Source organism: Streptomyces sp. NPDC003042, assembly GCF_053591315.1.
On sequence record NZ_JBSFTP010000057.1, the window covers coordinates 24,916 to 49,151 of the forward strand.

Consider the following 24,236-nt stretch of genomic DNA (forward strand, 5'->3'; position numbering starts at 1 on the left):
TGTCTACCCCCATCGCCGGCCCCCTCACTCGGCCACGTCGATGATGCAGCGGTTGGATTCCACTCCCGCGGCGGTCACCACCTGGATGTCGATGCGCCCCGGTTCCACTTCCGCCGGGACCGGCACGGTCAGCACGGTGTCGGAGGGGTTGGTGAACCCGCCCGCCACCGGGACCAGCGGCACGTGCACGTGCACCGCCCCGATCCGCACCACCAGCCGGGCCAGCATCTCCGGCGTCTGCGCCCCGGGCGGCACGAAGCCCACACCCCGGATCTCGATGTCGTCCCCCGGGCGCACGGCCGCGTCCAGGTCCCCGGGCTCCCGTCTGCGGACCACCGACAGCACGAGCGGGCGGCTGCCCTCCGCGTACTTGGCCGCCAGGTACACCGCGGCCGACAGGGCCACCAGCAGGGCCAGGGCCCACGGCAGCTGCGGCAGCCGGTCCGGGAAGCGGGCCAGCGAGACCGCCGCGTAGGCCAGCACCACCGTCGAGACGAGCACGTACTGGGCGTCCGGGAAGCTGCCGCGCCCCGCGTCGTCCGTCAGCAGGTCCACCCCGCGCGGCCGGTCGGCGGGCAGCTTCTGCAGCCGCTGACCCATGATCCGTACGGAGACCACCCGGCGTACCAGCACGGCCACCACGGAGGTCAGCGAGACCACCGCCAGCAGCGGCAGCGCCGGGTACAGGGCGAGCCCCGCGTACAGGGACTGCCGCTCCGGGCCGGGCGACGAGGCCGCCAGCCGCAGCGCGGGCAGCAGCGCGGCGAACGCCGTCAGCACCACCCAAGCGCTCGGCACGGTCTTCGAGGTGGACAGCCGGTTGTCCTCGCCGACCAGCGGGGCCAGCAGTCCGCCGCGCACCGACTGGGCGCGGGCCGCGACGGTGAGCAGCCCGGCCAGCACGAGGGCCGCGAGCAGTCCGGCGGTCCGTGCCGTGGACCAGCCGGTGCCGAGCGCCGTGCCGACCTGGACGAGCAACAGGACCCCGGCGGCGATCCACACGGCGAGCACGGCCCGCCGCGAGAACAGGTACAGCCAGGAGTTCCCGGCCTCCCGGCCCCGGTCGGCGACGGTGCGGGCCGACAGGGTCAGCTCGTCGGAGACCCACTGGCGGGACGCGCCGAGGGAGTGGGCCACGGCGGCCGGCACCCCCTGGCCGGCGGCGAACTCTTCGCGCTTCTCCAGGAACGCCGCGACGGCGCGGCGATGCCCTTCGCGTGCGCAGTCCTCGCAGGTGCAGGCGGCGGTATGAGTGCTTCGGGAGATCTCTTGGACAGCCACGTACGTGCCGCCTCTCTGAACTACGGTGCAATGCCAGCGAATTGTGCACCACTGCGGCAGTGCTCCGGATTGCGCACGATGTCAGAGCAGGTGATTAACCGTTCATGATGTTGACGCCACCCGCCGCGTCACCGAGTTGGCGGAGCGGCTGATAGCTCACCCAGGCTGCCAGATCGCTTCCGAACCGCTCACGCGTACGCACCGCCGCGCGATGGTCGATGAGCACCGGTTTCCCGGCCGCCCGCGCGATCAGCTGCACCTGCGCCGCCCGCTCGGCCGCGACGAACCACCAGACCGCCGCCTCCACCGAGTCCCCGACCGTCAGCAGCCCTTGGTTGCGCAGGATCAGCGCCTTGTACGGGCCCAGCGCGCGCCCGATCCGCGCAGCGTCGACGGCCCCGTCCCCTACGTACGCGTCCAGCAGGGCGTGGTCCTCGTAGAAGGCGCAGGCCTCCTGGGTGACGGGCTCCAGCAGCGCGCCGAGGGCGGCGAGGGCCCGGCCGTACGGGGCCTGCGTGCGGACGACGGCCACCACCTCGGGGCGCTCCCGGTGGACGGCCGCGTGCACGGCGAAGGCCAGCTCGTTGACCCGCCGTCCGCCCTGGAGGACCCGCCCGTCCCCGTCGACGAGCAGCAGGTCCGGGGCGGTCACCCCGACGAAGGCCCGGCCGAAGGGGTTGACCCAGTAGCAGTCCTCGAACTCGGGGTCCCGCGCGGTGACCTGCCCGGCCACCCCGTCCTCGTACCCGAGCCGCCCGAGCAGCCGCAGCGCCTCGGCGAGCCGTTCCTTGCGGTGGGCTCGCGCTTCCTCGACGGTGTCGTGCACCGGCGGCATCTCGAAGCGCAACTGGTCCACCGGCACGGGCGCGGGCTGCACGGGCGCGGGCTGCTCGGGCACGGGCACTCTCCTTCGACGGCTCGGCTCGCGGCGCAAGGTACCGGCGGCCCCGGGAAGTGGCCAGAGGAACGACGAAGCCGCCGCTCGGGAACCGGGCGGCGGCTTCGTCACGTACGGGTGGGGACTACTCCCACTCGATCGTGCCCGGCGGCTTGCTCGTGCAGTCCAGGACCACGCGGTTCACGTCCGCGACCTCGTTGGTGATGCGGGTGGAGATCCGCGCGAGCACCTCGTACGGCATGCGCGTCCAGTCCGCGGTCATCGCGTCCTCGGAGGAGACGGGGCGCAGCACGATCGGGTGGCCGTAGGTGCGGCTGTCACCCTGCACGCCCACGCTGCGGACGTCGGCGAGGAGGACGACCGGGCACTGCCAGATCTCCCGGTCCAGGCCGGCGGCGGTCAGCTCCTGGCGGGCGATGGCGTCGGCCTCGCGCAGCAGGTCCAGGCGCTCCTTGGTGACCTCGCCGACGATGCGGATGCCGAGGCCGGGGCCGGGGAAGGGCTGGCGCTGGACGATCTCGTCGGGCAGGCCGAGCTCCTGGCCGACCATCCGGACCTCGTCCTTGAACAGCTGGCGCAGCGGCTCGACGAGTTCGAACTCGATGTCGTCGGGGAGGCCGCCCACGTTGTGGTGGGACTTGATGTTCGCGGTGCCGGTGCCGCCGCCGGACTCGACGACGTCCGGGTACAGGGTGCCCTGCACCAGGAAGGCCACGGGGCCCTTCGTCGTCGATTCCTCGGCGATGATCTCGGCCTGGGCCTGCTCGAAGACGCGGATGAACTCGCGGCCGATGATCTTGCGCTTGGTCTCCGGGTCGGAAACCCCGGCCAGCGCGTTCAGGAAGCGCTCCTGGGCGTCGACGACCTTCAGCTGCACGCCGGTGGCGGCGACGAAGTCCTTCTCGACCTGCTCGGTCTCGCCCTTGCGCATCAGGCCGTGGTCCACGTACACGCAGGTGAGCTGCGAGCCGATGGCCTTCTGGACGAGCGCCGCGGCGACCGCCGAGTCCACGCCGCCGGACAGGCCGCAGATCGCGCGCTTGTCGCCGACCTGCTCGCGGATGGCCGCGACCTGCTCCTCGACGATGTTGCCGGTCGTCCAGGTGGGGGCGAGGCCCGCGCCGCGGTAGAGGAAGTGCTCCAGGATCTGCTGGCCGTGCGTGGAGTGCATGACCTCGGGGTGGTACTGGACCCCGTACAGCTTCTTCTCGTCGTTCTCGAAGGCCGCGACCGGGACGACGTCCGTCGACGCCGTGACGGTGAAGCCCTCGGGGGCGGCGGAGCAGGCGTCGCCGTGGGACATCCACACCGACTGGTTGTCGGGGGTCCCCTCGAAGAGGGTGGAGCCGGACTTGGAGACGGCCAGCGGGGTGCGGCCGTACTCGCGGGCGCCGGTGTTGTCGACCTGGCCGCCGAGGGTGGTCGCCATCAGCTGGAAGCCGTAGCACATGCCGAAGACGGGGACACCGGCCTCGAACAGGGCGCGGTCCATCGTCGGCGCACCCTCCTCGTACACGGACGACGGGCCGCCGGACAGGATGATCGCCTTGGGGTCCTTGGCGAGCATTTCGGCCACGGGCATCGTGCTGGGCACGATCTCGCTGTAGACCCGGGCCTCGCGGACACGGCGGGCGATGAGCTGGGCGTACTGGGCGCCGAAGTCGACGACGAGAACCGTGTCCGGGGCGCTGTCGTGGGCGGCGGAGGGTGCTTCTGGCACGGGGGCGGCCTTCCGGCGGAGAAGAGGTGGCTGTTTTGTCGATTCTAACGGGGGCGGCACCTACTGCTTTGTCGTACCGTCCGAGGCCGCAGTCCCGGGCTGGTCACAGGGCCTGGCGCGCCTGACTGATCACGCGCTGGGCGTCGGCCCCGTAGACGGCGGACTCGCGAAGCGTCTGCCAGACCCGGAGGTGGGTCGCGACGCTGTCGGCGTCGTCGAGCCACAGCTCGGCGTGCCAGGTCTCCACGATCACCTGCCGGTCGTCGTAGATCCAGAACGCCGTGGCGGGCGGGATCTTCAATGCCCCGCTGAAGGGGACGATCCCCAGCTCCACGGTGTCGAGGCCGATCACGCTCAGCAGGCGGTCGAGCTGCGCGGCGAGCACGGAGGGCGGGCAGATGCGGGCGTGGAGTGCCGCCTCCCACATGATCATGTGGAAGCGCTTGGCGGGGTCGTAGAGCGCCTCCTGGCGCCTCACGCGCGAACGCACGGCCTCTTCCGTGTCCCGGGGCGACTGCTGGAGCTCGGCGTAGCGGGTGAAGATGGATCGCGCATAGTCGGGCGTCTGAAGGATCCCCATGACCATGGACGTCTCCCACCCCCGGAGCACGGTGGCGTCGGCATGCGCGGCGAGGTGCGTGTCCTGCACGCGTTTGTGCCCCGAGCTCAACTGGCGTCGCCAGGAGCGGATGTGGCTCTCGAAGCCCCTGAGCCGGGCCAGCAGTTCGTCGTACGCCTCAGGCTGGCCGGTCCCGTCCGCCCAGGCACGCAGGTCTTCGGGCGTCGCGGTCTGCTTGCCGTTCTCCAGCTTGCTCACCTTGGGCTGGGGCCAGCCCAGCCGTCGAGCCAGCGCCGTACCGGTGAGTCGGCCACCAGAGGCCGCGAGACGGAGTTCGCGCAGCCGTATGCCGAGCGCTTCCCGTGCCTGCTGATAGTCCGTGCTCACCGGTACCCGCTCATTGCCGCTACTTGGCCTCGAACACCTCGTACGGGACAGCGTAGTGGGACGCCGCATCGCGCACTCGGGTGTAGCGGTTCACCTCAGCCGGCTCCGTAATCAGTTCGACGTCCACGAAGTTGTCGGCCTCGTCGAAGTTCAGCAGCGCGACCATCCGCGAGTCGAGGATCCAGAAATCCTCCTCGGGAAGGTGCAACCGCTCGGCGTCACTGCGCCGGAGGATCCGGATGTCCTCGCCCAGGGCGCTGTTCCGGCGCGCGTTGTCGAGCAGGAAGAGCTGACCGGGTGTGGCCGGGTCGTCGACGATGCGGACGCGCTCGAACCGCTTGCCGAGTGCGACCTGTTCACGACGCTCGGCGCACCACTCCGCGTCAGTCCCCTCCCAGTTCACGGGCTCACCCCGGGTGAACTGCGCATAGGTCTCGGTGGCTTCGTCCGAGGCGTAGCGGCGCCGGGTCTCCAGCCGCCACGTCATGTGCTCGAACCGGGTGAACAACCTGTCGAACTCATCAAGGTCGATGATGTGCGGCACGCGATTGACCTCCTTGGGGCCGAAGTCGACCAGCAGCTCGCGCGGAACCACGATGGGCACTTCTCCGGGCGACAGATGCCGGAGCTGTGCGATGTCCTCAGGGTCGGTGAGCGGCGGTCCGTGAATGATCACCTCGCGGCTGTCCAGGTCCTCGTGCACGGCCGGGCACCCATTGACACCACTTCCCGTGCCGTTGAACCGCAGTCGACGTGCCATGACGTAACTCCCTCTCGTAGCCGGTCGACTCAGCATCGAGGAGCGCCCACGTCCTCGACTAGAGATTGCCCACCATCGTGTGAGAATTTCGCGACATAACTCGCGAGCACCTGAGAATAATCAAGAATAGCCCCTCGCACCCTCAACTCTGCTTCTCTAGCGTCCACTTCATGGCATCGCAGACCACCATGAGTCCCCCGGTCCACCTCTCCCTCCCCGCCGAGGCCCCGAGACCGGCCGCAGGCTGCGACGTGTGCGCGGCGCTGGTCAAGGCGCGGGCGGAGGCGCACCGGCGGGGCGACCACTCGGCGGTGTCGGACTGCAACGTGGAGATCGTCGCCCACCGCGGGCGCTCCCGGTGCTGAGGCCCCGCGCCGTCTTGCGGTACGTCGCGCACACCATCCGGCACGCGCCGGAGGGCGGGGTCATCTACGAGGCGTTCTGTGCGGCTTACCAGTGCCGGGCGGAGTCGGGGCCGCAGGACGAGCAGACGGCGGCGCAGGACTGGGCCCTGCGGCATACGGGTCAGACCGGCCACGACCTGTTCCGTCGCGTGTACACCGATCACGCGCGGGTGACGCGCTCGTCTCAGGATGCGAACGGGGTTGGCCAGGAAAGGGGCGGAAGGCCATAATCCGTTCCATGCGCAAGCAGCTGAGCTTCCTCTTTACCTATGGCACCGGCCGGTCCGGTCGCCATGGGTCATCGTGATGCTCGCTTGAGCCGCTGACTTCCCAGAGCGCCCCGGTCCGACAGGACCGGGGCGCTCTGCGTTTCCGCTCCTGTCGTCCACCACCACACACAGGAGAACTGCCATGAGCACGATCACCACCACCCCCGAGCAGCTGATCGCCGACTCCCGCGCGCGCATCGACGCCCTCGACGACCGGATCATCGGTCTGATCCAGGAGCGGATGGCCGTCTCGACCGTCATCCAGGAGGCCCGGATCGGTTCCGGGGGCCGCCGGGTGCACCTCTCACGTGAGATGGAGGTGCTCAACCACTGGAGCGACGCCCTCGGCAAGCCCGGCACCTCGCTCGCGATGACGCTGTTGGAGCTGTGCCGGGGACGCGTCTGAGGGCCAGGCGCCTGTTCGTCACCCGTCCGGAGCGTGACCGGCCCTTCCGGCCCTTCGTTGGTGAGGTCGGCAGCACCACCACGCGTGGCTCTGCGGGAGCGATGAGACGTGACGCTGGACGGCGCACGTCGTGGGACCTCGCTCCTTCGCGTGACCGGACGGCAGGGGACAGCAGCCCGGTCACCCAGAAAAGACGGTCGGCCCGGGGGACGCCCCGGGCCGGCCGTTCTGCTTCCTACGTCGCTACGCGGCCGAGCGGCGGCGGGAGGCCAGGTACAGCACGCCGCCGGCGGCGACGAGCACAGCCGCGCCGAGGGCGAGCGGCCCGGCGGTGGCGCCGGTGGAGGCCAGCGGGCCGCCGCCGCCCTGGGCGGTGGCGGCGGGCGTCGCGCTCGCGGACGACGTCACCGACGGGGTGGCCGACGCGGAGGCGCTCGGGCTGGGCGTCCCGGTGGAGGGGCTCGGGGAGGGCGTCGTGGAGCCCTTGGCGTTCACGACGAAGGCGGCGGTGTTGTTGGCCGCGTTCGGGTCGAAGGCGTGCTTGCGTACCGTGATGGCGCCCCGGGCGTTCGGAACGGCCTTCTCGACCTTCGCCTCGAAGGCGAACTCGATCTTCTCGGTCTCCAGGACGGACGGGCCGGTGCCGCACACGTAGTCGGCAAGGTCGGCAGGGCGGACGGGCTTGCAGGCCTCGGGCGCCTTGGTGACCTTCAGGCCCGGCGGGATCCGTACCTCGACGACGGCCGCGGGCGCCTCGGAGCGGTGGTCGCCGACCCAGGCCGGTCCGTGGTTGCGCAGGACGACGGCGGCCTTGACCGTCGCGCCCGCCTTGGCCCGGAGGGACAGGGGCTCGGCCGAGAAGTCGGCAGTGTTCGCCACGGCGAAGTCGAACGAGCGGCTGTTGTCGCGCGGGTCGAGGTCCGCGCCGCGTTGGGCCGGGACGAGGACCGCCGCCCGCTGCCGGGCCGCCAGCTTCCGGCCCTTCGACGGCGTCTTGGCGGCCGGATCGCGGGGGTTCGGCCCGTCGGCCGCCGGCTGCTCCGTCTTCTGAGGGGCGCCGGCTGCCGGGTGGATGCCGTACCCGAGCCGCTCGGTGCGCGCGTGCGCGGTCGTCTTGAGGTGCAGCGGGCTGTCGCCGGCCAGTTCGTAGGTCTCGTCCACCTGGAAGTCGCCCTCGACCGTGCAGAGCGCCGTGGTCGCGGTCCGGCCCGTCGTGTAGGCGCAGTTGTCGTACCGCTCGGCGAAGTCCAGGCCGTGCGTGGCCTCCAGCTCCAGGACCACGCCCTTCGCGGGCTGCGTGCCCCGGTTGGTGAAGGTCAGTGGCAGCGGCTGGCTCTCCCCCGGCTTCGGGTCCCGCTTGAGCTTCATCTCGCCCATGACCAGGTCGGGGCCGCCGACCGTGACCGTGGTGACGGCCGCCGTGACGGTGGCCCCGGCCACCTGACCGGTCACCGTGACCTCACCGCTCGCCTTCTCCGCGCTGCCCGGCGCGGCGGCGATCTCCAGGTCGACGACGGGCCCGGCTGCCGGGCGCGGGCCCCGCTCCTCGCAGACGAGCGTGCTGCCGCTGGGAGTGCACTTCCTCGCTCCGCCCGCCGGGTTCTCCCGTACTGTCGCCACCCCCGCGACCTTGCTCAGGTCGACGGTGAAGGTGAACTCGCCGCTGAACTCGCCACTGAAAGCGTTCCCACCGGCGGCCGGGCGCTCCAGGCGGAAGGCCAGCGGCGCCGGCTGCGGGGAGCCCGTCGCCGGATGCGGGCGCAGGGCGAGGGCGGCCGGACCGGCCAGCCGGAAGACGGGTTCCGCGGCGTTCGCGGCGTTCGCGGGGGTAGTGGCCGGCCCTGTGACCAGGCCTGCGGCCAGCAGACCGCAGACGACCGGCAGGGAGATGCGCTGTCTCATGCACCCTTGACGTCCGGGCCGTCGTCACAGTTGCACACTTCACCATGTGACCGACACCACAGCCCTGTCGGCCGGATTCCGGTACAACCTTCTCCGACGACCGCCTGTCCACTCATGTACCGCGGTGAGTACCGCGCTCGGAGGGGGAGCGCGGTACTCGCCACGGTCAGTGCTCCGGTTCCGGTTGTCTCCGCGGCACCTCCGGTACCGCGAGGAAGGGCAGCCGCAGCGCCCCGAAGGCCTCCTTCGGCACCGCCGGCCGCTTCGGCTCCACCGCCGCGAGACGCGCGTACGCCGCCCCCTGGACGGGCCGCGGGTCGGCCTCGCCCTTGTTCGGCCAGTACGACATCGCCCGCTCCGCCTGCGCCGTGATGGTCAGTGACGGATTGACCCCGAGGTTGGCGGAGACCGCCGAACCGTCGACCACCGAGATGCCCGGGTGCCCGTAGAGCCGGTGGTACGGGTCCACCACGCCCTCCTGCGGCGAGGCGCCGATCGGGCAGCCGCCGAGGAAGTGCGCGGTCAGCGGGGTGCCCATCAGTTCGCCGACGTTGCTGCCCGCGAAGCCGTTGATCTCCTCGGCCAGCAGGGTCGCGGCCCGCGTGGCCTCCGCGATCTGCACCGGGTTGGGGGCCCCGTGACCCTGGCGGGCGGTCAGCAGGCCCTTCCCGAGGCCGCCGGGCTTGCGGTACGTCGTCAGGGAGTTGTCCAGCGACTGCATGACCAGGCCGATGATGGTGCGCTCCGACCAGCGGCGGTTGGACAGCGAGCGCACGAGCTGGACGGGGTGCCTGGCGGTGCGGGCGAACCAGGCCCGTACCCGGTGGCTGCTGTAGGGCACCTGGAGGATCGTCATGAACCCCATGGCGTTGGAGCCCTTGCCGTAGCGGACGGGCTCGATGTGGGTGTCCGCGTTGGGATGCACGGACGAGGTGATGGCCACGCCCCGGGTGAAGTCCGCCCGCGCCTGTCCGCCGTGCCGCTTGCGGTAGCGGCGGTCGTCGGTCTGCGCGCCGACCAGGCCCTCGGAGTTGGTCCGGGTCAGGTCGCCGAGCCGGTCGGAGAGGCGGGGCAGTTCACCCCGGTCCTTCATGGTGTGCAGCAGGGTCTGCGTGCCGTACGTGCCCGCCGCGACGACCACGTACGCGGCGCGCAGCACCTTCGCCCGGCCCTTGCGGCGGGCGTCGGTGGGGACCGTACGGACCCGGTAGCCACCGTCGGGGTGCTCGGAGAGGGCGGTGACCGTGGTCATCGGGTGGATGACGGCGCCCGCGCGCTCGGCGAGGTGCAGGTAGTTCTCGTTCAGGGTGTTCTTCGCGCCGTGCCGGCAGCCCGTCATGCACTCGCCGCACTCGGTGCAGGCCTTGCGGGCGGGCCCCGCGCCGCCGAAGTACGGGTCGGGGGCCTCCTCGCCGGGCCGGACCTTCGCGTGCCCTTCGGCGTCGGCACCGTCGCCGAAGAAGACGCCGACCGGGGCCATGTGGAAGGAGTCCGCGACGCCCATCTTCTCGGCGGCGGCCTTGAGGTGGACGTCGGAGGGTGTCAGCGTCGGGTTGAGCCGTACGCCGAGCATCCGCCGGGCCTGGTCGTAGTACGGGGCGAGTTCCTCGCGCCAGTCGGTGATGGACGCCCACTGGCGGTCCCCGAAGAAGGGGGCGGGCGGCACGTACAGGGTGTTGGCGTAGTTGAGCGAGCCGCCCCCCACCCCGGCGCCCGCGAGCACCATCACGTTGCCGAGCAGGTGGATGCGCTGGATCCCGTACAGCCCGAGGGCCGGGGCCCACAGGTAGTTGCGCAGGTCCCAGCTGTTCTTCGGCAGGCTCTCGCGGGTGAAGCGGCGTCCTGCCTCCAGGACGCCGACGCGGTAGCCCTTCTCGGTGAGGCGCAGGGCCGCGACCGACCCGCCGAAGCCGGATCCGATGACGATGACGTCGTAGTCGTACGACACGGGCGTGCCCCTTAGCGCAGTCGGAGGGCCTTCATGACCTGGAGGCTGCGGGTCATGAACGCCGCGTACTTCTCGTCGTCCATGCCCAGCGAGGGCGCCATCGGCAGCAGCCGCTGGTGGGCCACGGTCTGTGCCTCGGTGTACTTGAGGATGCCCTCGGAGCCGTGGCGGCGGCCGAGGCCGGAGTCCTTCATGCCGCCCATGGGCGCCTGGGCGCTGCCGTAGGCGGGGGCGTAGCCCTCGTTGATGTTGACGGTGCCGGTGCGCAGGCGGGCGGCGACGGCGTGGCCGCGGCGGGCGTCCTTGGTCCAGACGCTGGAGTTGAGGCCGTAGGAGGTGGCGTTGGCGTCCGCGACGGCCTGGTCCTCGTCGGTGAAGCGGTAGATGGAGACGACGGGGCCGAAGGTCTCCTCCCCGCACACCGCCATCGGGGCCTCGACGCCGTCGAGGATGGTCGGCTCGTAGAACAGCGGGCCGATGTCGGGGCGCGCGGTGCCGCCCGCGACGAGGGTGGCGCCCTTGGCGACGGCCTCGTCCACGTGCCGCTGTACGGTCTCCAGCTGGCGCTCGCCGACCAGCGAGCCCATGTCCGCGCCGTAGGCGAGGGAGCTGCCCAGGCGCATGGCCTTGGTCCGGGTGGCGAACCGCTCCACGAACGCGTCGGCGATCGAGGTGTGGACGTACAGCCGCTCGATGGAGATGCACAGCTGGCCGGCGGAGGAGAAGCAGGCGCGGACGGCGCCCGCGGCGGCCTTCTCCACATCGGCGTCGTGCAGCACGAGCATGGCGTTCTTGCCGCCGAGTTCGAGGGAGACCCCGACGAGGCGGGCGGCCGCGCCCTGGGCGACCTCGCGGCCGGTACGGGTGGAGCCGGTGAAGGAGACGTAGTCGGCGTGCCGGACCACCTCGGGGCCGACGACGGGACCCTCGCCGAGGACGATCTGGAAGACCTCGGCGGGCAGCCCGGCCTCGATCAGCAGGTCCCGGGCCCACAGGGCGGTCAGCGCGGTCTCGGTGTCGGGCTTCATGACGACGGCGTTGCCCGAGACGAAGGCAGGCAGCGCGTCGCCGACGGAGAGTTCCAGGGGGTAGTTCCAGGGGGCGATCTGGCCGACGACGCCGCGCGGCTGGCGCAGCTCGGTGACCTTGGTGAGGGTGGGCATGGCGCCCGTGTGGCCCTTGGGACGCAGGTACGAGGGGGCCTTGCGGCCGTAGTGGCGGGCGGCGACCGCGACGGCCTGGACCTCCTCGTGGGCGTGCAGGCGGGCCTTGCCGGTCTCCAGCTGGATGAGGTCGAGGACCTCGCCCTGGCGGGCCAGGACCAGGTCGTGGAAGCGGAGCAGCACTGCCGCGCGCTTGCGTACGGGGACGGCGGCCCAGGTCGGCTGTGCGGCGCGGGCGCGGGCGAAGGCCTCGGCGACGTCCTCGGGCGTGGCCTCGGGCAGCTCCGCCAGCCGGTCCCCGGTGAAGGGGCTGTGGTTGGCGGTACGGCCGGAGCCGAGCACTCCGCGGGTGAGCCGGGTGACCAGGTCGGGGGTCACCACGTCGGCGGCGGTGCGGGCGCCGGCCGGGGCCGGGGCGACCGGGTTGGTGGGCTGCGGTGCGGGGCGGAGGGGGGCGGCGGGGGCCTGCGAGTCCGTCATGGCGGTGAGCGTATTCCGCCCGGAGGCCTTTGGGTACCCGCCGGTAACCGGATTTTGCCATTTCCGCCAGTGATCGCTGGCATGGTGACGGAATCAGGGCTTCCCCGCGGGCGGCTCCCAGCCGCTGAGCACGATGTCGAACTGCTGGCGGGTGGTGTGCCAGTCGTTGGTGGGGCTCGACATGTAGATCGCGTACTCGGTGCCGTCGGGGGCGATGTACATCTGCTCGATCGCCCTGCGCGGTCCGGGGAAGTTCACCTTCTCCGTCCACGTGAACTCCCACAGGGCAGCCCGGGTGCTGTCCCGGAAGGTGTTCTGGCTGAGCCACTGCTTCTTGTAGTCGGTACGCTTCCGCACCTGCTTCTCCAGGTCGAGCAGGTGCATGTACGGGTTCTCGTAGTCCGGGGTGGAATCGGCGGCGATCCGGATGAAGTGCCTTCCGTTGTCCGGGGTGTAGTCGATCTGGTCGCCGTTCATCTGGCGCGTCCAGCCGTCCGGGACGAACAAGGTGAAGCCCGTGAGGTCGGTGACCTCGCGCCAGCCCTGCGGCGGGGCGGCCTGCTGCGGCTTCGCGTCCTCGTCCGGGTTCCGCTGGTCGGGGGCTCCCACGTTCTTGTCCGAGCCGCCGCCCTGCCCGGAGTCACCGGTGTACTCGAGCACCCCGAAGACACCGGCGCCGCCGAGCAGCGCCGCCACCACGGCGAGGGCCGCGGCGCGCCCCCGCCGGCCCCCTGCCGGGTCGGCGGGGGCGGCCACGGGACGCTCCGCCAGCGGTGCCGTCTGCCCGCCGCCCGCCGACGGCGCCGGCTCCACGGTCCGTTCCCGCGCCGGGGCGAGCTCCTCGGAGGTGACCGCGCGCGTGGGTACGTACGCCTGCGCCGCCTTCGGCTCCCGGCCCTCCATCGCCTCCAGCAGCATCCGCTCGGCCTCGGCGGCCGAGGGACGCCGGCCCGGGTCCTTGCACAGCAGCGCGGTGATGACCGGCCCCAGGGCGCCGGACTGGCGCGGCACGGGCGGCTCGTCGTTCACGACGGCCTGGAGGCTGGAGAGGGGCGACGTACGGCGGAAGGGCGAGCGGGCCTCGACGGCCGTGTAGAGGGTGGCGCCGAGCGACCACAGGTCGGAGGCCGGATCGGGCGCGCCGCCGGTGACCCGCTCGGGGGCCAGGTAGTCGATGGAGCCGACGAGTTCGCCGGTGCGCGTGATGGAGGAGTCGCCCTCGATGGCGGCGATCCCGAAGTCGGTGAGCAGGACCCGGCCGTCCTTGGCGAGCAGCACGTTGCCCGGCTTCACGTCCCGGTGCAGTACGCCGACCGCGTGCGCGGCGCGCAGCGCGCCCAGCACGTGCAGCCCGATCCGGGCCGCCTCGCGGGGCTCGATCCGGCCGGCCGCCTTCGCCGCCTCCGCGAGGGAGGGGCCGTCGATGTACTCCATGACGATCCACGGCCGGTCGTCGTGCTCCAGCACGTCGTGGACGGTGACGACCGCCGGGTGCTGGATCCGGGCGGCGGCCCGGGCCTCCTTCTGCGTGCGGGCGTGCAGGACGTCCCGGTCCGCTTGGGCGACGTACAGACCCGCCGTCAGTTCCTTGAGGGCCACGGTCCGGTGGAGCAGCTCGTCATGCGCGCGCCACACCCTGCCCATGCCGCCGCTGCCGATGGGCTCGACGAGCCGGTACCGGCCCGCGAGCACCGCACCCGCGCCTGTCTGCTGTTCCACGAAACCCCGCCGCTCTGTGCACTTCGGGCCAGATTACGGAGCCTGCGGGCACTGCCGGAACCACGCGGGGGCGGTGGAGCAGCACTGTGACGCAATTGCCGTACTGACCAGCCGTCAGGATCGCTTCAGCCACCGGACTTGTAACTGGCCGTGGCCTTCTCGAAGACGTCGGTGACCTGGTCCTGGTTGTCTTCCGGACCTGTGACCATGACGACGTGATAGCGCCCGCCGAGCGCGACGACGAAGTTGCGGGCGAAGACCGACCGGCCGGTGCTGTCGATCCAGGTGTAGCGGCCCGTGACGCGCAGCTGCTGGCCCACCTTCGTGGACTTGACGTCACCGCTGCTCGCCCAGGTGGAGTTGCGGTACGGGGACAGCTCCGGCTCCTTGTCCTTCTGGTACGTCGCCGGATCCGGGTTGCCCTCGACCCGGTCCCGGCCCGGGACGACGGTCAGGACGAACTGGCCCTGCGTGTAGCGCACCTGGCCCGCCTCGTTGATCCCGTGGCGGTCCCAGCCCTCGGGTACGGCGATCTCGAAGTGCTCGGGATCCTGCTGGAGGGTGTAGCCCTGCGGGGCGGGCTTGGACTCCGGGGTTCCGGCGGAGGCGGAGGCGGATGCGGAGGGCGGGGCCTGGGTCTGCGTCTGCGGCGTCTGCGGGGCCGGGGTCGTCGGTGTCTTCCCGGCCGGGGTCTGGGCGGCCACCGCGGGCTGCTGGTCCGGCCGCTCCCCCTGCTGCGGATCGCCTGACCGGGGCATGAACACCATCGCGTACGCCACCGCCCCCGCGAGCAGGGCCAGGATGGCGACCAGCAGCGTCCGGCCGAGGGAGCGCGGCCCGCGCGCCCCCCGCGCCGCGGCGGGGTTGCGGTGGCGTCCGTGCAGATCACCGCGCCTGCGTACGACGGGCAGCCGCGCGGGATCCGGCTCCGCCATCGGCAGCATGCCGAAGCCGCCGTCGGGCTCCGGGGCGGAGCGGACGAGCGAGCGCAGCCAGCCCCGGAGCTCCTCGAAGTCGGGCCGCTCGGTCGGGTCCTGGCGCAGCAGCGACTCCACTACGGGGCGCAGCGGGCCGCACTCCTCGGCGAAGGCGGGCGGCTCGGCGCACACCATGTCGACCAGTTCGGCGACGCTGTCCTCGGGGTACGGGGCGTGGCCCTGGACCGCGCGGTAGAGCAGCGCGCCGAGGGCCCAGAGGTCGGTGGCCGGGCCGACGGGAGCGGCCAGCTGCCAGTGGCCGTGCACGGGACCGGCCTGCTCGGGCGCCCACCGCTCGGTGACGGCTCCGACCACGGCCATCCGGGTCTGCCGGGCCCGCTCGGCGTCCAGCCCGCTGCGCGGCCCGCCACCGCCGCCGTCCCAGCCGTCGGCCGGGGGCGGGCTCTGCGGGGCCGGGTCGTCGGCCTGCCGGTAGCCCTGCGGGAGGGCGAGCTGCGCGGGCAGCGCGGGGCGGGCGGCCTCTGACCACTGCTGCGGCCGGTCGGGCTGCCGCTCGTCGGGCTGCGGCTCCGGCTGCCGACGCGGGGTGGCGCCGTGCCAGGGCGTGACCGCCGCGGTGTCCGGGCCGCCGTACGGGTACGCGTACCCCTGCGGCACGTTGGACCCCTCCGGGCGCCCGCCCGCGGCGACCGCCCCGCGCTCCTCCATGACCCGGGCGGCGGCGGCCTGCGCCCCGGCCCGGTACGCGGCGACGGTCCCCGCCCGCGCGGCAGCCTGGGCCTCGGGGGCGATGTGGTCGGAGTACCGCGGCCCGGTGTCATAGCCGGGCGCCACCAGCGGCGCGTAGGCGGGTCCGGACACCTCCCCCGGCTCTTCAGGCTCCTCAGGCTCCTCGAAGAGCGGCGGCGGCACCGGGTCGTACCCGCACAGGGCCTCCTCGGCGGCGCCCGCCGCCAGCCCCGTCAGGACCACCCGCCCGTCGTCGCATATCAACACCGTGCGGACGGTGATGTTCCGGTGGGTCCAGCCGTGCGCGTGCAGCACCCGCAGCGCGGTCAGCACGTCGGAGGCCACCTCCGCCGCCCGGTACGGGCTGAGCGGTTCATCGGCGATCAGCGTGGCCAGCGGCCTGGCGGGGACGAGTTCGCTCACTATCCACAGCGAACCGCCCTCCGCGAACACGTCGAAGACCTGGTCCAGCCGCGCATGGTCCGGCACGGAAGCCGCGGCCTGCGCGGCGGCGATCGCCCGCCGCACCGCGGGCAGTTCCCCGGCCGGGCGCCCACCGGCGGCGGGCCCGCGCGAACCGTCGAGCAGCTCCGCGTCCACGACCTCCGGCAACGGCACCTGCCGTACGAGGACTTCCTGCCCGCTGCGGGTGTCGAAGGCGCGGGTCTCGATCAGCTCGTACGCGTCGGACGGCGGCAGCGGCAGACGGTAACGGCTGGCCAGGATCCGGCCGGCATAGTCCTCCACATCGCCTCCCCCGAGTGCCGGGGCCCAGGTCCCCGTGGCCCCCGCTGACACGATACGTCGCGCGGGCCGCCCGCGTCCCGGGCCTGACGATGCTCGTCAGGCCCGGGCTCGTCATCCCGGGCTCGTCAGCCCAAAACCTGGAAGGTCTCGAACGCGGTGTTGCGCATCTGCGTGCACTCGGGGCCGTCCCACTGGTCGGCGGCGCAGCTGATCATGATCGCGTAGCCGTGGGTCGCGTCGACCCTGAAGCCCCGGTTGAGCACCCGGATCTTCGTGCCCTGCTGCTCGCGCTCGAACTGCCAGTCCGCGACGGTCGGGTAGCCCCGGTAGTCCACCACGTCGAGCCCGATCAGGCGGTAGTTCTTGCTGCTGCCCGCCACGGCCGGAGCCAGCTCCGCCCAGGCGGTGCGGGCGTCGTCGCCCGGCCTCTTGTTGAAGTCGACCTGGATCCGCGGGAAGCCGCCGTCGCGGCTGTATATGGCGCCGGAGTCCTTGCCCGCGGTGCCGGTCTGGCGGAAGCCCTCGGGCATCGCCATCGAGAAGTGGAACCGCAGGTCCGACACCGTGGCGTACCCGGCGGGCAGGGTGCCGCCGGGCGAACCGGGGCTGGCGCCCTGGCCCTGACCCTGCCCCTGGTCGGAGGCACCGCTGCCACTGGGCGCGGCCTCCGGCGTCGAGCCGCTCGCGGCCCCGCTGGGCGTGGCCGCGCTGGGTGACGTACCGGGCGAGGTACCCGGTGAAGTGCCCGGGGACGGACTGCCGGACACGACCGGGACCGGTCCGCCCTTGCCCTCGTCCTTGCGGTCGCCCTTGTCGTCGCCGCCGACCGCGTACGCGATCAGCGAACCGATCGCCGCCAGCGCCACGATCACGCCGACTATCGCGAGCGCGATGGTGCGGCGCGGCACCACGTCGGTGAGCGGCGCGGCGACCACCGGAGCGGGCCGGGACGGCGGGACCTCGGCGGCGGAGGCGGCCTCGGCGGCCGCCGCCTTGCGGGCCGACTTCAGCGCCGCGCGGGTCCGTTCGCGCTGCTCGCGCTCACGCCGGTCGCGTTCCTTCTTCGCCGCCTTCTCGGCGGCCTTCTCGGCCGCCTCGTCCGCCTTGTCGAGGGAGATCGGCCGGGTCTCCTCCACCGGCGGCACGGGGACGAGTACGGGCGCAGGCTCGGGGGCGTTGAGCACGGCCGTGAGCATCGTCCGCGCGTGGTCCTCGTCGAGCCGGCCGGCGGGGTCCTTGACGAGCAGACCGTAGATGACCTCGGTCAGCGGGCCGGCGTTCTTCGGCGGGTCCACCGGCTCGGTCATCACCGCGGTGAGGGTGGCGAGCGCGGAGCCCTTGTCGTACGGGGGAATGCCCTCGACGGCGGCGTACAGCAACCCGCCGAGCGACCACATGTCGGCGGGCGGGCCGGGCTTCTGGCCGCGGGCGCGCTCGGGGGAGATGTAGGAGGGGGCGCCGACGAGCATGCCGGTGGAGGTGATGGAGGGGTCGCCCTCGACCTGCGCGATGCCGAAGTCGGTGAGGACGACGCGGCCGCTGGCGGCGATGAGCACGTTGGACGGCTTGACGTCGCGGTGCAGGATGCCCTGGCGGTGCGCGGCGCGCAGCACGTCGAGCACCGCGAGCCCGACCTCGGCGGCGCGGCGCGGGGTGAGCGGACCGTTCTCGCGCACGAACTCGGCGAGGGAGGCGCCCTCGATGAGCTCCATGACGATCCACGGGCGGGCGTCCTCGTCGACGACGTCGTAGACGGTGACCGCGCCCTCGCTGCGGATCCGCGCGATGGCCTTGGCCTCGCGGAGGGTACGGGTGATGAGCCGGCGCTTCTCGTCCTCGTCGACGCCGGTGCCGAAGCGGAGCTCCTTGACGGCGACCGTCCGGCCGAGCGTCTCGTCCTGGGCCCGCCACACGGTGCCCATGCCGCCCTTGCCGAGCACGGCCCCGAGCCGATACCGCCCGGCGAGCAACCGCCCTTGGTCCTTGGCCGCGACCGTTCCGCGGACCGCGACCTTCGCCCCGTCAGCCTTCGCCCCGTCAGCCTTCGGCTCCACGGGCTTCACACCGTCAGGCTCGACGCCCGGCACACCCTTGTCCGCCGCGGGCACCGCATCCTCCGGCTCGCCCCGCGACGCGCTCTCGTCCGCCACGGGCTCCACATCCTCCGGCTCGTGTCCGGCACCGACCGGCTCCGCCACAGGCCTCTTGTCCTCCGGCTCCGGCGACTCGGCCCCCGACACGGTCTTGCCCGCCGCAGGCGCCGCGTCCCGCGGCTCCGACCCGGCGCCGACCGGCCCCGCCACAGGCTTCTTGCCCCCGGCCTCGGCCGCCGCGACGCCGGGCTTCGCCCCCTCGGGCTCGTCCCGCGACATGACCTCGTCCGCCACGGACGCGGGCTCCGCCCCCTCAGGCTTCGGCTCCGCCGCCGCGACGCCAGGCGTCGCGTCCTGCGGCTCCGGCACGGGCGCGGCCCGTTCCGCCGCAGCCTCGACCTCGGCCTCAACCCCGGCGGCGCCGCCCGGCTTCGCGTCCTCGGGCTCGGGCCCAAGCCCGCCCGCAACCACGGCAGGCTTCGCCGCAGGCGTACCGCCCCCGACGGAGTCGTCCGGCTTCGACATGCGTCCCCTCTGCGATCGTGCAGCCTGGCCCGGCTGCCCCGGCACGCTAACCCGCCCCGGCAGAAACCTCATTGTTGCTCACTCCGCAAGCGACGGCCGCCCCGGGTCCGCGGTTCCCCTTTCCGCATCGCGGAGTTACAACGGAACGATGTCGGGCGCCCCCAGCCTCGCCGCGTCCGCCGTCTGGTCGTCCGGCTGGCGCTGCGATTCCCGCTCCGCCTGTACCCGCTTCTCGTAGTGCGCGACTTCCTTCTCGATCTGCTGCTCGTCCCAGCCCAGGACCGGCGCCATCAGTTCCGCGCACTCCCGCGCCGACCGCGTCCCCCGGTCGAAGGTCTCGATCGAGATCCGCGTCCGCCGCGTCAGTACGTCGTCCAGGTGCCGGGCTCCCTCGTGCGAGGCCGCGTACACGATCTCCGCCCGGAGGTAGTCGTCCGCTCCGGACACCGGCTCCGCCAGCCCCGGATCCGCGGCGATCAGGTCGAGCAGTTCCTCTGTCAGCGACCCGTACCGGTTCAACAGGTGCTCCACCCGCGCCACGTGAAGACCCGTCCGGGCGGCCATCCTGGCGCGCCCGTTCCACAGGGCCCGGTATCCCTCCGCCCCCACCAGCGGCACGTCCTCCGTGACGCACTCCGCCACCCGCTGGTCCAGCCCGTGCACCGCCTCGTCGACGGCGTCCTTCGCCATGACCCGGTACGTCGTGTACTTGCCGCCCGCGATCACCACCAGCCCCGGCACCGGGTGGGCCACCGTGTGCTCCCGCGAGAGCTTGCTCGTGGCGTCCGACTCGCCGGCCAGCAGCGGCCGCAGGCCCGCGTAGACGCCCTGGACGTCATCGCGCGTCAGCGGCACCGCCAGCACCGAGTTCACGTGCTCCAGCAGGTAGTCGATGTCCGCGCTGGACGCCGCCGGGTGCGCCTTGTCCAGGTCCCAGTCCGTGTCCGTGGTGCCCACGATCCAGTGCCGCCCCCACGGGATCACGAACAGCACCGATTTCTCGGTCCGCAGGATCAGTCCGGTGCTCGAATGGATCCGGTCCTTCGGCACGACCAGATGGATGCCCTTGGACGCCCGTACGTGGAACTGCCCGCGCTCCCCGATGAGCGCCTGGGTGTCGTCCGTCCACACCCCCGTGGCGTTCACGACCTGCTTCGCGCGCACCTCGTATTCCCCGGCGGCCCCCCGCCTCCCTTCGACGTCCCGGACGCGCGCGCCGACCACCCGCTCGCCCTCGCGCAGGAAGCCCACCACCCTCGCCCGGTTGGCGCAGTGTGCCCCGTACGCCGTGGCCGTACGCACCAGCGTGGCGACGTAGCGCGCGTCGTCCATCTGGGCGTCGTAGTACTGCAGGGCGCCCACCAGCGCGTCCTTGCGCAGCGCCGGTGCGATCCGCAGCGCGCGTTTGCGCGACAGGTGGCGGTGGGTGGGCAGCCCGCGCCCGTGGCCGCTGGAGACCGACATCGCGTCGTAGAGGGCGACTCCCGCGCCGGCGTAGAACCGCTCCCAGCCCTTGTGCTGGAGCGGATACAGGAACGGCACCGGCTTGACCAGGTGCGGGGCGAGCCGCTCCAGCAGCAGGCCGCGCTCCTTCAGGGCCTCGCGCACGAGGGCGAAGTCGAGCATCTCCAGGTACCTGAGTCCACCGTGGATGAGCTTGCTCGACCTGCTCGACGTGCCGGACGCCCAGTCGCGCGCCTCCACCAGCCCGGTCGACAGGCCTCTGGTCACCGCGTCGAGCGCGGTGCCCGCGCCGACCACGCCCGCGCCCACGACCAGCACGTCCAGTTCGCGCTCGGCCATCCGGGCGAGCGCCTCGGCGCGCTGCGCCGGTCCCAGTGTCGCTGTCCTCACGGCTGCCTCCCGTTGGTGCGGGTCGTGCCCGCTCGGTGCGGGTGGTGACCCGCGCACATGCCCCGTTCCCGATTCTGACCGGCCGCACCGACATCAGCCACCGCCTGTGGACAACACAACGGCGACCACCGCCCCGCAATGCGACATATCTGTCATATATACGCCTAGTCTGACATTGCGCCAGCTCCCCGCCGGGCTCCGGACCCCCGTTGTCCACAGGACGTGCGCGCACCGCCCCCTCATGTGTCAGGGAAGGGAAGGGACGGCCCCCCATGCCCGCAGATCTCGCCGTCATCGGACTCGGCCACCTAGGCCTCCCCCTCGCCCAGGCGGCCGTCGCCGCCGGAATCGAGACCGTCGGCTACGACAGCGGTCCGGCCACGGACAGCACCCTCACCGCCGCCGAGATCCGCCGGATGTCGGCGGCCGGCTTCCGGATCACCACCAACCCCGCCGAACTCGGCCGGGTCCGCACCGCCGTCATCTGCGCCCCCACCCAGCTCGGCGCCGACCGCGCGCTCGACCTCACCGCCGTCGGCGACGCCGGCCGCACCCTGGCCGCCCGCCTGCGCCCGCACACCACCGTGATCCTCGAATCGGCCGCGCACCCGGGCGTCACCGAGGACTACCTGCGCCCGATCCTCGAATCGGGCTCCGGGCTGCGCGCCGGGCGGGACTTCCATCTGGCGTACTCCCCCAGCCGCCTCGACCCGGGCAACCGGACCCACGGCGTCTCCAACACCCCCAAGGTGATCGGCGGCCTCACCCCCGCCTGCACCGAGTCCGCGCACGCCTTCTACGCCCGCCTCACCGAGAAGGTGGTGCGCGCCCGCGGGCTGCGCGAGGCCGAGACCGTACAGCTCCTGGAGACGAACTACCGGCACGTCAACATCGCCCTGATGAACGAGATGGCGGTCCTCTGCCACGACCTCGGCGTCGACCTGTGGGACGTCATCCGGTGCGCCGAGACGAAGCCGTACGGGTTCCAGGCCTTCCGCCCCGGCCCCGGTGTCGGCGGCCACGGCGTCCCCCTCGACCCCAACTACCTCCCGCACACCACCCGCACCCCCGGCCACCCCCTGCGCATGGTCGGCCTGGCGCAGGAGATCAACAACCGGATGCCGCAGTACGTCATCCAGCGCTCCGCCACCCTGCTGAACGAGCACGGCAAATCCGCCCGCGGCGCCCGCGTCCTGCTGCTCGGGGTCACGTACAAACCCGACCTCGCCGACCAGGAGGGCTCCCCGGCCGGCGAGATCGCCAGCCGGCTCATCGACCTCGGCGCCCTGATCAGCTACCACGACCCGTACATCACCGGCTGGAGGGTCCGGGACCAGCCCGTGCCGCGCGCCGATTCGCTCTACGAGGCCGCCGCCAACGCCGATCTGACGATCCTGCTCCAGCACCACCGGACGTACGACCTCCAGGGCCTGTCGGTGAAGGCGCAGCTGCTGCTGGACACCCGCGGCGCCAGCCCGGCGGGCGCGGCCCACCGCCTCTGAGGATCAACCGGTGTGCAACATTGGCTGGACGGATGTTGCACAGAGCGCTAGCCTGGATTTATGGCCACGACCATAGGGTTCCGACCCACCGAAGAGGACGAGCGCATCATCGCTGCGGCCACCCGCGAGGGCGAGCGCACGAGTGACGTGATCCGGCGCGCCTTGCGACTGCTGGAGCGCGAGGTATGGCTCAGCCGGGCGCGCGCGGACGCCGAGCGGCTCGCGGACGAGGACCTGAACGACGAAGTTGATGCCTGGTGATCCGGGGGGCGCTCTACCGCGTCGACTTCGGTGACGCCAAGCGCGGGCACGAACAGCGCGGCAAGCGGTACGGGCTCGTCCTCAGTCCGAGTTCCATGCCCTGGAACGTGGCGACGGTCATCCCTGCGTCGACCAGCGCCCAGCCCGCCGCCTTCCGGCCGCAACTGGAATTCGACGGCGTTCTCACGCGACTGCTCGTCGATCAGATCCGTACGGTCGACATCACGTACATCCACGGCGACCCGGTCCACTACCTCGACCGGGACGAGCTGGCCGAGGTCGAGCATGCCGTAAGCCTGTACTTCGGGCTCTGAGCCGGCTCACCCGCACGGACCGACGCCGGAGGGCCGGCACCCCACGGGGTGCCGGCCCTCCGGCGTGTACGCGCGTGCGAACGAGACGGGTCAGCGGCTGTGCTGCGAGTCCGCGACCGTGACCTCGACCCGCTGGAACTCCTTGAGCTCGCTGTAGCCGGTGGTGGCCATCGAGCGGCGCAGCGCGCCGAAGATGTTCATCGAGCCTTCAGGGCTGTGCGACGGACCGGTGAGGATCTCCTCGGTGGTGCCGACGGTGCCGAGGTCGACCTTCTTGCCGCGCGGCACGTCCTCGTGGACGGCCTCCATGCCCCAGTGGTTGCCCTTGCCGGGCGCGTCGGTGGCACGGGCCAGCGGGGAGCCGATCATCACGGCGTCCGCGCCACAGGCGACGGCCTTCGGGATGTCGCCCGACCAGCCCACGCCGCCGTCGGCGATGACGTGCACGTAGCGGCCGCCGGACTCGTCCATGTAGTCGCGGCGCGCCGCGGCCACGTCCGCGACGGCGGTGGCCATCGGGACCTGGATGCCGAGCACGTTGCGCGTGGTGTGCGCGGCGCCGCCGCCGAAGCCGACCAGGACACCCGCGGCGCCGGTGCGCATCAGGTGCAGGGCGGCGGTGTAGGTGGCGCAGCCGCCCACGATGACCGGGACGTCGAGCTCGTAGATGAACTGCTTGAGGTTCAGCGGCTCGGCGGCGCCGGAGACGTGCTCCGCCGACACGGTGGTGCCGCGGATCACGAAGATGTCCACGCCGGCGTCCACGACGGCCTTGGAGAACTCGGCGGTGCGCTGCGGGGAGAGCGCGGCGGCGGTGACGACACCGGAGTCGCGCACCTCCTTGATGCGCCGGCGGATCAGGTCCGCCTGGATCGGCGCGGAGTAGATCTCCTGGAGACGGCGGGTGGCGGACTCCTCGTCCAGCTCCGCGATCTCGTCGAGCAGCGGCTGCGGGTCCTCGTAGCGGGTCCACAGGCCTTCGAGGTTCAGCACGCCGAGGCCGCCGAGCTCGCCGATGCGGATCGCGGTCTGCGGGGAGACGACCGAGTCCATGGGGGCGGCCAGGAAGGGAAGCTCGAAGCGGTACGCGTCGATCTGCCAGGCGATCGAGACCTCCTTCGGGTCCCGGGTACGCCGGCTCGGGACGATGGCGATGTCGTCGAACGCGTACGCCCTGCGGCCGCGCTTGCCGCGCCCGATCTCGATCTCAGTCACGTGTGGTGGCCTTTCCTGTGGGTCTGCCCGTCCAGTATCCCCGAACCCCGGCGGCCCGCGTTCCGGTGACCGCTGTACGGGACGGCGAACTCAGCCCCGCCAGGGGTATCCCCGGACGGAGTCTGGGGGGTTTGAGGCGCGGGGGTCCGGGGGCGTGCTGAC

The 24,236-nt window shown here is 72.4% G+C and carries 19 protein-coding genes; 6 read left to right on the top strand and 13 right to left on the bottom strand.

Translation table 11 applies throughout. From position 1 onward, the window contains the following. Positions 1 to 24: 24 nt before the first annotated feature. The 5 genes from ACWDYJ_RS25130 to ACWDYJ_RS25150 all read right to left on the bottom strand — a co-directional run bounded on the left by ACWDYJ_RS25130 (position 25) and on the right by ACWDYJ_RS25150 (position 5,605). Positions 25 to 1,281: a hypothetical protein gene (locus tag ACWDYJ_RS25130; RefSeq protein ID WP_451567846.1), complete on the bottom strand. Its 1,257-nt coding sequence runs from the start codon at positions 1,279 to 1,281 to the stop codon at positions 25 to 27. Between the two features lie 94 nt (positions 1,282 to 1,375). Beyond that, positions 1,376 to 2,179, bottom strand: coding sequence for a class II aldolase/adducin family protein (locus ACWDYJ_RS25135; protein WP_451567847.1), 804 nt, complete (start codon positions 2,177 to 2,179; stop codon positions 1,376 to 1,378). Positions 2,180 to 2,303: 124 nt separating this feature from the next. Further along, positions 2,304 to 3,899 carry a glutamine-hydrolyzing GMP synthase gene (gene guaA, locus ACWDYJ_RS25140; protein ID WP_451567848.1) on the bottom strand — a complete coding sequence of 532 codons (1,596 nt, stop codon included), beginning with the start codon at positions 3,897 to 3,899 and terminating at the stop codon, positions 2,304 to 2,306. A gap of 103 nt (positions 3,900 to 4,002) precedes the next feature. Next, positions 4,003 to 4,845 carry a helix-turn-helix domain-containing protein gene (locus ACWDYJ_RS25145; RefSeq protein WP_451567849.1) on the bottom strand — a complete coding sequence of 281 codons (843 nt, stop codon included), beginning with the start codon at positions 4,843 to 4,845 and terminating at the stop codon, positions 4,003 to 4,005. 19 nt (positions 4,846 to 4,864) lie between these two features. Beyond that, positions 4,865 to 5,605 carry a DUF6879 family protein gene (locus ACWDYJ_RS25150; RefSeq protein ID WP_451567850.1) on the bottom strand — a complete coding sequence of 247 codons (741 nt, stop codon included), beginning with the start codon at positions 5,603 to 5,605 and terminating at the stop codon, positions 4,865 to 4,867. A 170-nt stretch (positions 5,606 to 5,775) separates the two neighbouring features. Here ACWDYJ_RS25150 and ACWDYJ_RS25155 point away from each other — a divergent pair, with 170 nt between their 5' ends. The 3 genes from ACWDYJ_RS25155 to ACWDYJ_RS25165 all read left to right on the top strand — a co-directional run bounded on the left by ACWDYJ_RS25155 (position 5,776) and on the right by ACWDYJ_RS25165 (position 6,684). Continuing rightward, positions 5,776 to 5,970, top strand: coding sequence for a hypothetical protein (locus ACWDYJ_RS25155; protein ID WP_451567851.1), 195 nt, complete (start codon positions 5,776 to 5,778; stop codon positions 5,968 to 5,970). Beyond that, positions 5,964 to 6,239 carry a DUF7848 domain-containing protein gene (locus ACWDYJ_RS25160; RefSeq protein WP_451567852.1) on the top strand — a complete coding sequence of 92 codons (276 nt, stop codon included), beginning with the start codon at positions 5,964 to 5,966 and terminating at the stop codon, positions 6,237 to 6,239. Before ACWDYJ_RS25155 ends, ACWDYJ_RS25160 begins: the two co-directional genes overlap by 7 nt. Positions 6,240 to 6,387: 148 nt before the next feature. Beyond that, a complete protein-coding gene (locus ACWDYJ_RS25165; RefSeq protein WP_451567864.1) occupies positions 6,388 to 6,684 on the top strand; it encodes a chorismate mutase in 297 nt (98 codons plus the stop codon). Positions 6,685 to 6,927: 243 nt separating this feature from the next. Here ACWDYJ_RS25165 and ACWDYJ_RS25170 read toward each other — a convergent pair whose 3' ends face one another. The 7 genes from ACWDYJ_RS25170 to ACWDYJ_RS25200 all read right to left on the bottom strand — a co-directional run bounded on the left by ACWDYJ_RS25170 (position 6,928) and on the right by ACWDYJ_RS25200 (position 20,782). Beyond that, positions 6,928 to 8,586 carry a hypothetical protein gene (locus ACWDYJ_RS25170; protein ID WP_451567853.1) on the bottom strand — a complete coding sequence of 553 codons (1,659 nt, stop codon included), beginning with the start codon at positions 8,584 to 8,586 and terminating at the stop codon, positions 6,928 to 6,930. 166 nt (positions 8,587 to 8,752) lie between these two features. Further along, complete coding sequence (locus tag ACWDYJ_RS25175) at positions 8,753 to 10,534, bottom strand: GMC oxidoreductase (RefSeq protein WP_451567854.1); 1,782 nt, start codon at positions 10,532 to 10,534, stop codon at positions 8,753 to 8,755. An 11-nt stretch (positions 10,535 to 10,545) separates the two neighbouring features. Continuing rightward, entirely contained in the window at positions 10,546 to 12,177 is a 1,632-nt protein-coding gene (locus ACWDYJ_RS25180) for a succinic semialdehyde dehydrogenase (RefSeq protein WP_451567855.1), read from the bottom strand. Positions 12,178 to 12,270: 93 nt separating this feature from the next. Further along, positions 12,271 to 13,896 (bottom strand): serine/threonine-protein kinase, encoded by a 1,626-nt coding sequence (locus ACWDYJ_RS25185; RefSeq protein ID WP_451567856.1) that lies wholly within the window; start codon positions 13,894 to 13,896, stop codon positions 12,271 to 12,273. Between the two features lie 125 nt (positions 13,897 to 14,021). Continuing rightward, complete coding sequence (locus tag ACWDYJ_RS25190; protein WP_451567857.1) at positions 14,022 to 16,310, bottom strand: serine/threonine protein kinase; 2,289 nt, start codon at positions 16,308 to 16,310, stop codon at positions 14,022 to 14,024. Positions 16,311 to 16,435: 125 nt separating this feature from the next. Further along, positions 16,436 to 18,928, bottom strand: coding sequence for a protein kinase domain-containing protein (locus ACWDYJ_RS25195; protein WP_451567858.1), 2,493 nt, complete (start codon positions 18,926 to 18,928; stop codon positions 16,436 to 16,438). A 135-nt stretch (positions 18,929 to 19,063) separates the two neighbouring features. Beyond that, entirely contained in the window at positions 19,064 to 20,782 is a 1,719-nt protein-coding gene (locus tag ACWDYJ_RS25200; protein ID WP_451567859.1) for a glycerol-3-phosphate dehydrogenase/oxidase, read from the bottom strand. Between the two features lie 272 nt (positions 20,783 to 21,054). On the opposite strand from ACWDYJ_RS25200, the gene ACWDYJ_RS25205 reads away from it, so the two are divergent. The 3 genes from ACWDYJ_RS25205 to ACWDYJ_RS25215 are packed head-to-tail and all read left to right on the top strand — an operon-like array spanning position 21,055 to position 22,859. Beyond that, positions 21,055 to 22,284 carry a nucleotide sugar dehydrogenase gene (locus tag ACWDYJ_RS25205; RefSeq protein WP_451567860.1) on the top strand — a complete coding sequence of 410 codons (1,230 nt, stop codon included), beginning with the start codon at positions 21,055 to 21,057 and terminating at the stop codon, positions 22,282 to 22,284. A 60-nt stretch (positions 22,285 to 22,344) separates the two neighbouring features. Then, a complete protein-coding gene (locus ACWDYJ_RS25210) occupies positions 22,345 to 22,545 on the top strand; it encodes a hypothetical protein (RefSeq protein ID WP_451567861.1) in 201 nt (66 codons plus the stop codon). Continuing rightward, complete coding sequence (locus ACWDYJ_RS25215; protein ID WP_451567862.1) at positions 22,542 to 22,859, top strand: type II toxin-antitoxin system PemK/MazF family toxin; 318 nt, start codon at positions 22,542 to 22,544, stop codon at positions 22,857 to 22,859. Before ACWDYJ_RS25210 ends, ACWDYJ_RS25215 begins: the two co-directional genes overlap by 4 nt. A gap of 90 nt (positions 22,860 to 22,949) precedes the next feature. Here the strand turns inward: ACWDYJ_RS25215 and ACWDYJ_RS25220 are convergent, their stop codons facing one another. After that, positions 22,950 to 24,074 carry a GuaB3 family IMP dehydrogenase-related protein gene (locus tag ACWDYJ_RS25220; protein WP_451567863.1) on the bottom strand — a complete coding sequence of 375 codons (1,125 nt, stop codon included), beginning with the start codon at positions 24,072 to 24,074 and terminating at the stop codon, positions 22,950 to 22,952. Between the last annotated feature and the right edge of the window lie 162 nt (positions 24,075 to 24,236).

Coding starts and splice junctions, on each gene's coding strand:
- ACWDYJ_RS25150 (WP_451567850.1), bottom strand. CDS start 5,605: ATGGCACGTCGACTGCGGTTCAACGGCACGGGAAGTGGTGTCAATGGG.
- ACWDYJ_RS25155 (WP_451567851.1), top strand. CDS start 5,776: ATGGCATCGCAGACCACCATGAGTCCCCCGGTCCACCTCTCCCTCCCC.
- ACWDYJ_RS25170 (WP_451567853.1), bottom strand. CDS start 8,586: ATGAGACAGCGCATCTCCCTGCCGGTCGTCTGCGGTCTGCTGGCCGCA.
- ACWDYJ_RS25180 (WP_451567855.1), bottom strand. CDS start 12,177: ATGACGGACTCGCAGGCCCCCGCCGCCCCCCTCCGCCCCGCACCGCAG.
- ACWDYJ_RS25195 (WP_451567858.1), bottom strand. CDS start 18,928: ATGTCGAAGCCGGACGACTCCGTCGGGGGCGGTACGCCTGCGGCGAAG.
- ACWDYJ_RS25205 (WP_451567860.1), top strand. CDS start 21,055: ATGCCCGCAGATCTCGCCGTCATCGGACTCGGCCACCTAGGCCTCCCC.
- ACWDYJ_RS25210 (WP_451567861.1), top strand. CDS start 22,345: ATGGCCACGACCATAGGGTTCCGACCCACCGAAGAGGACGAGCGCATC.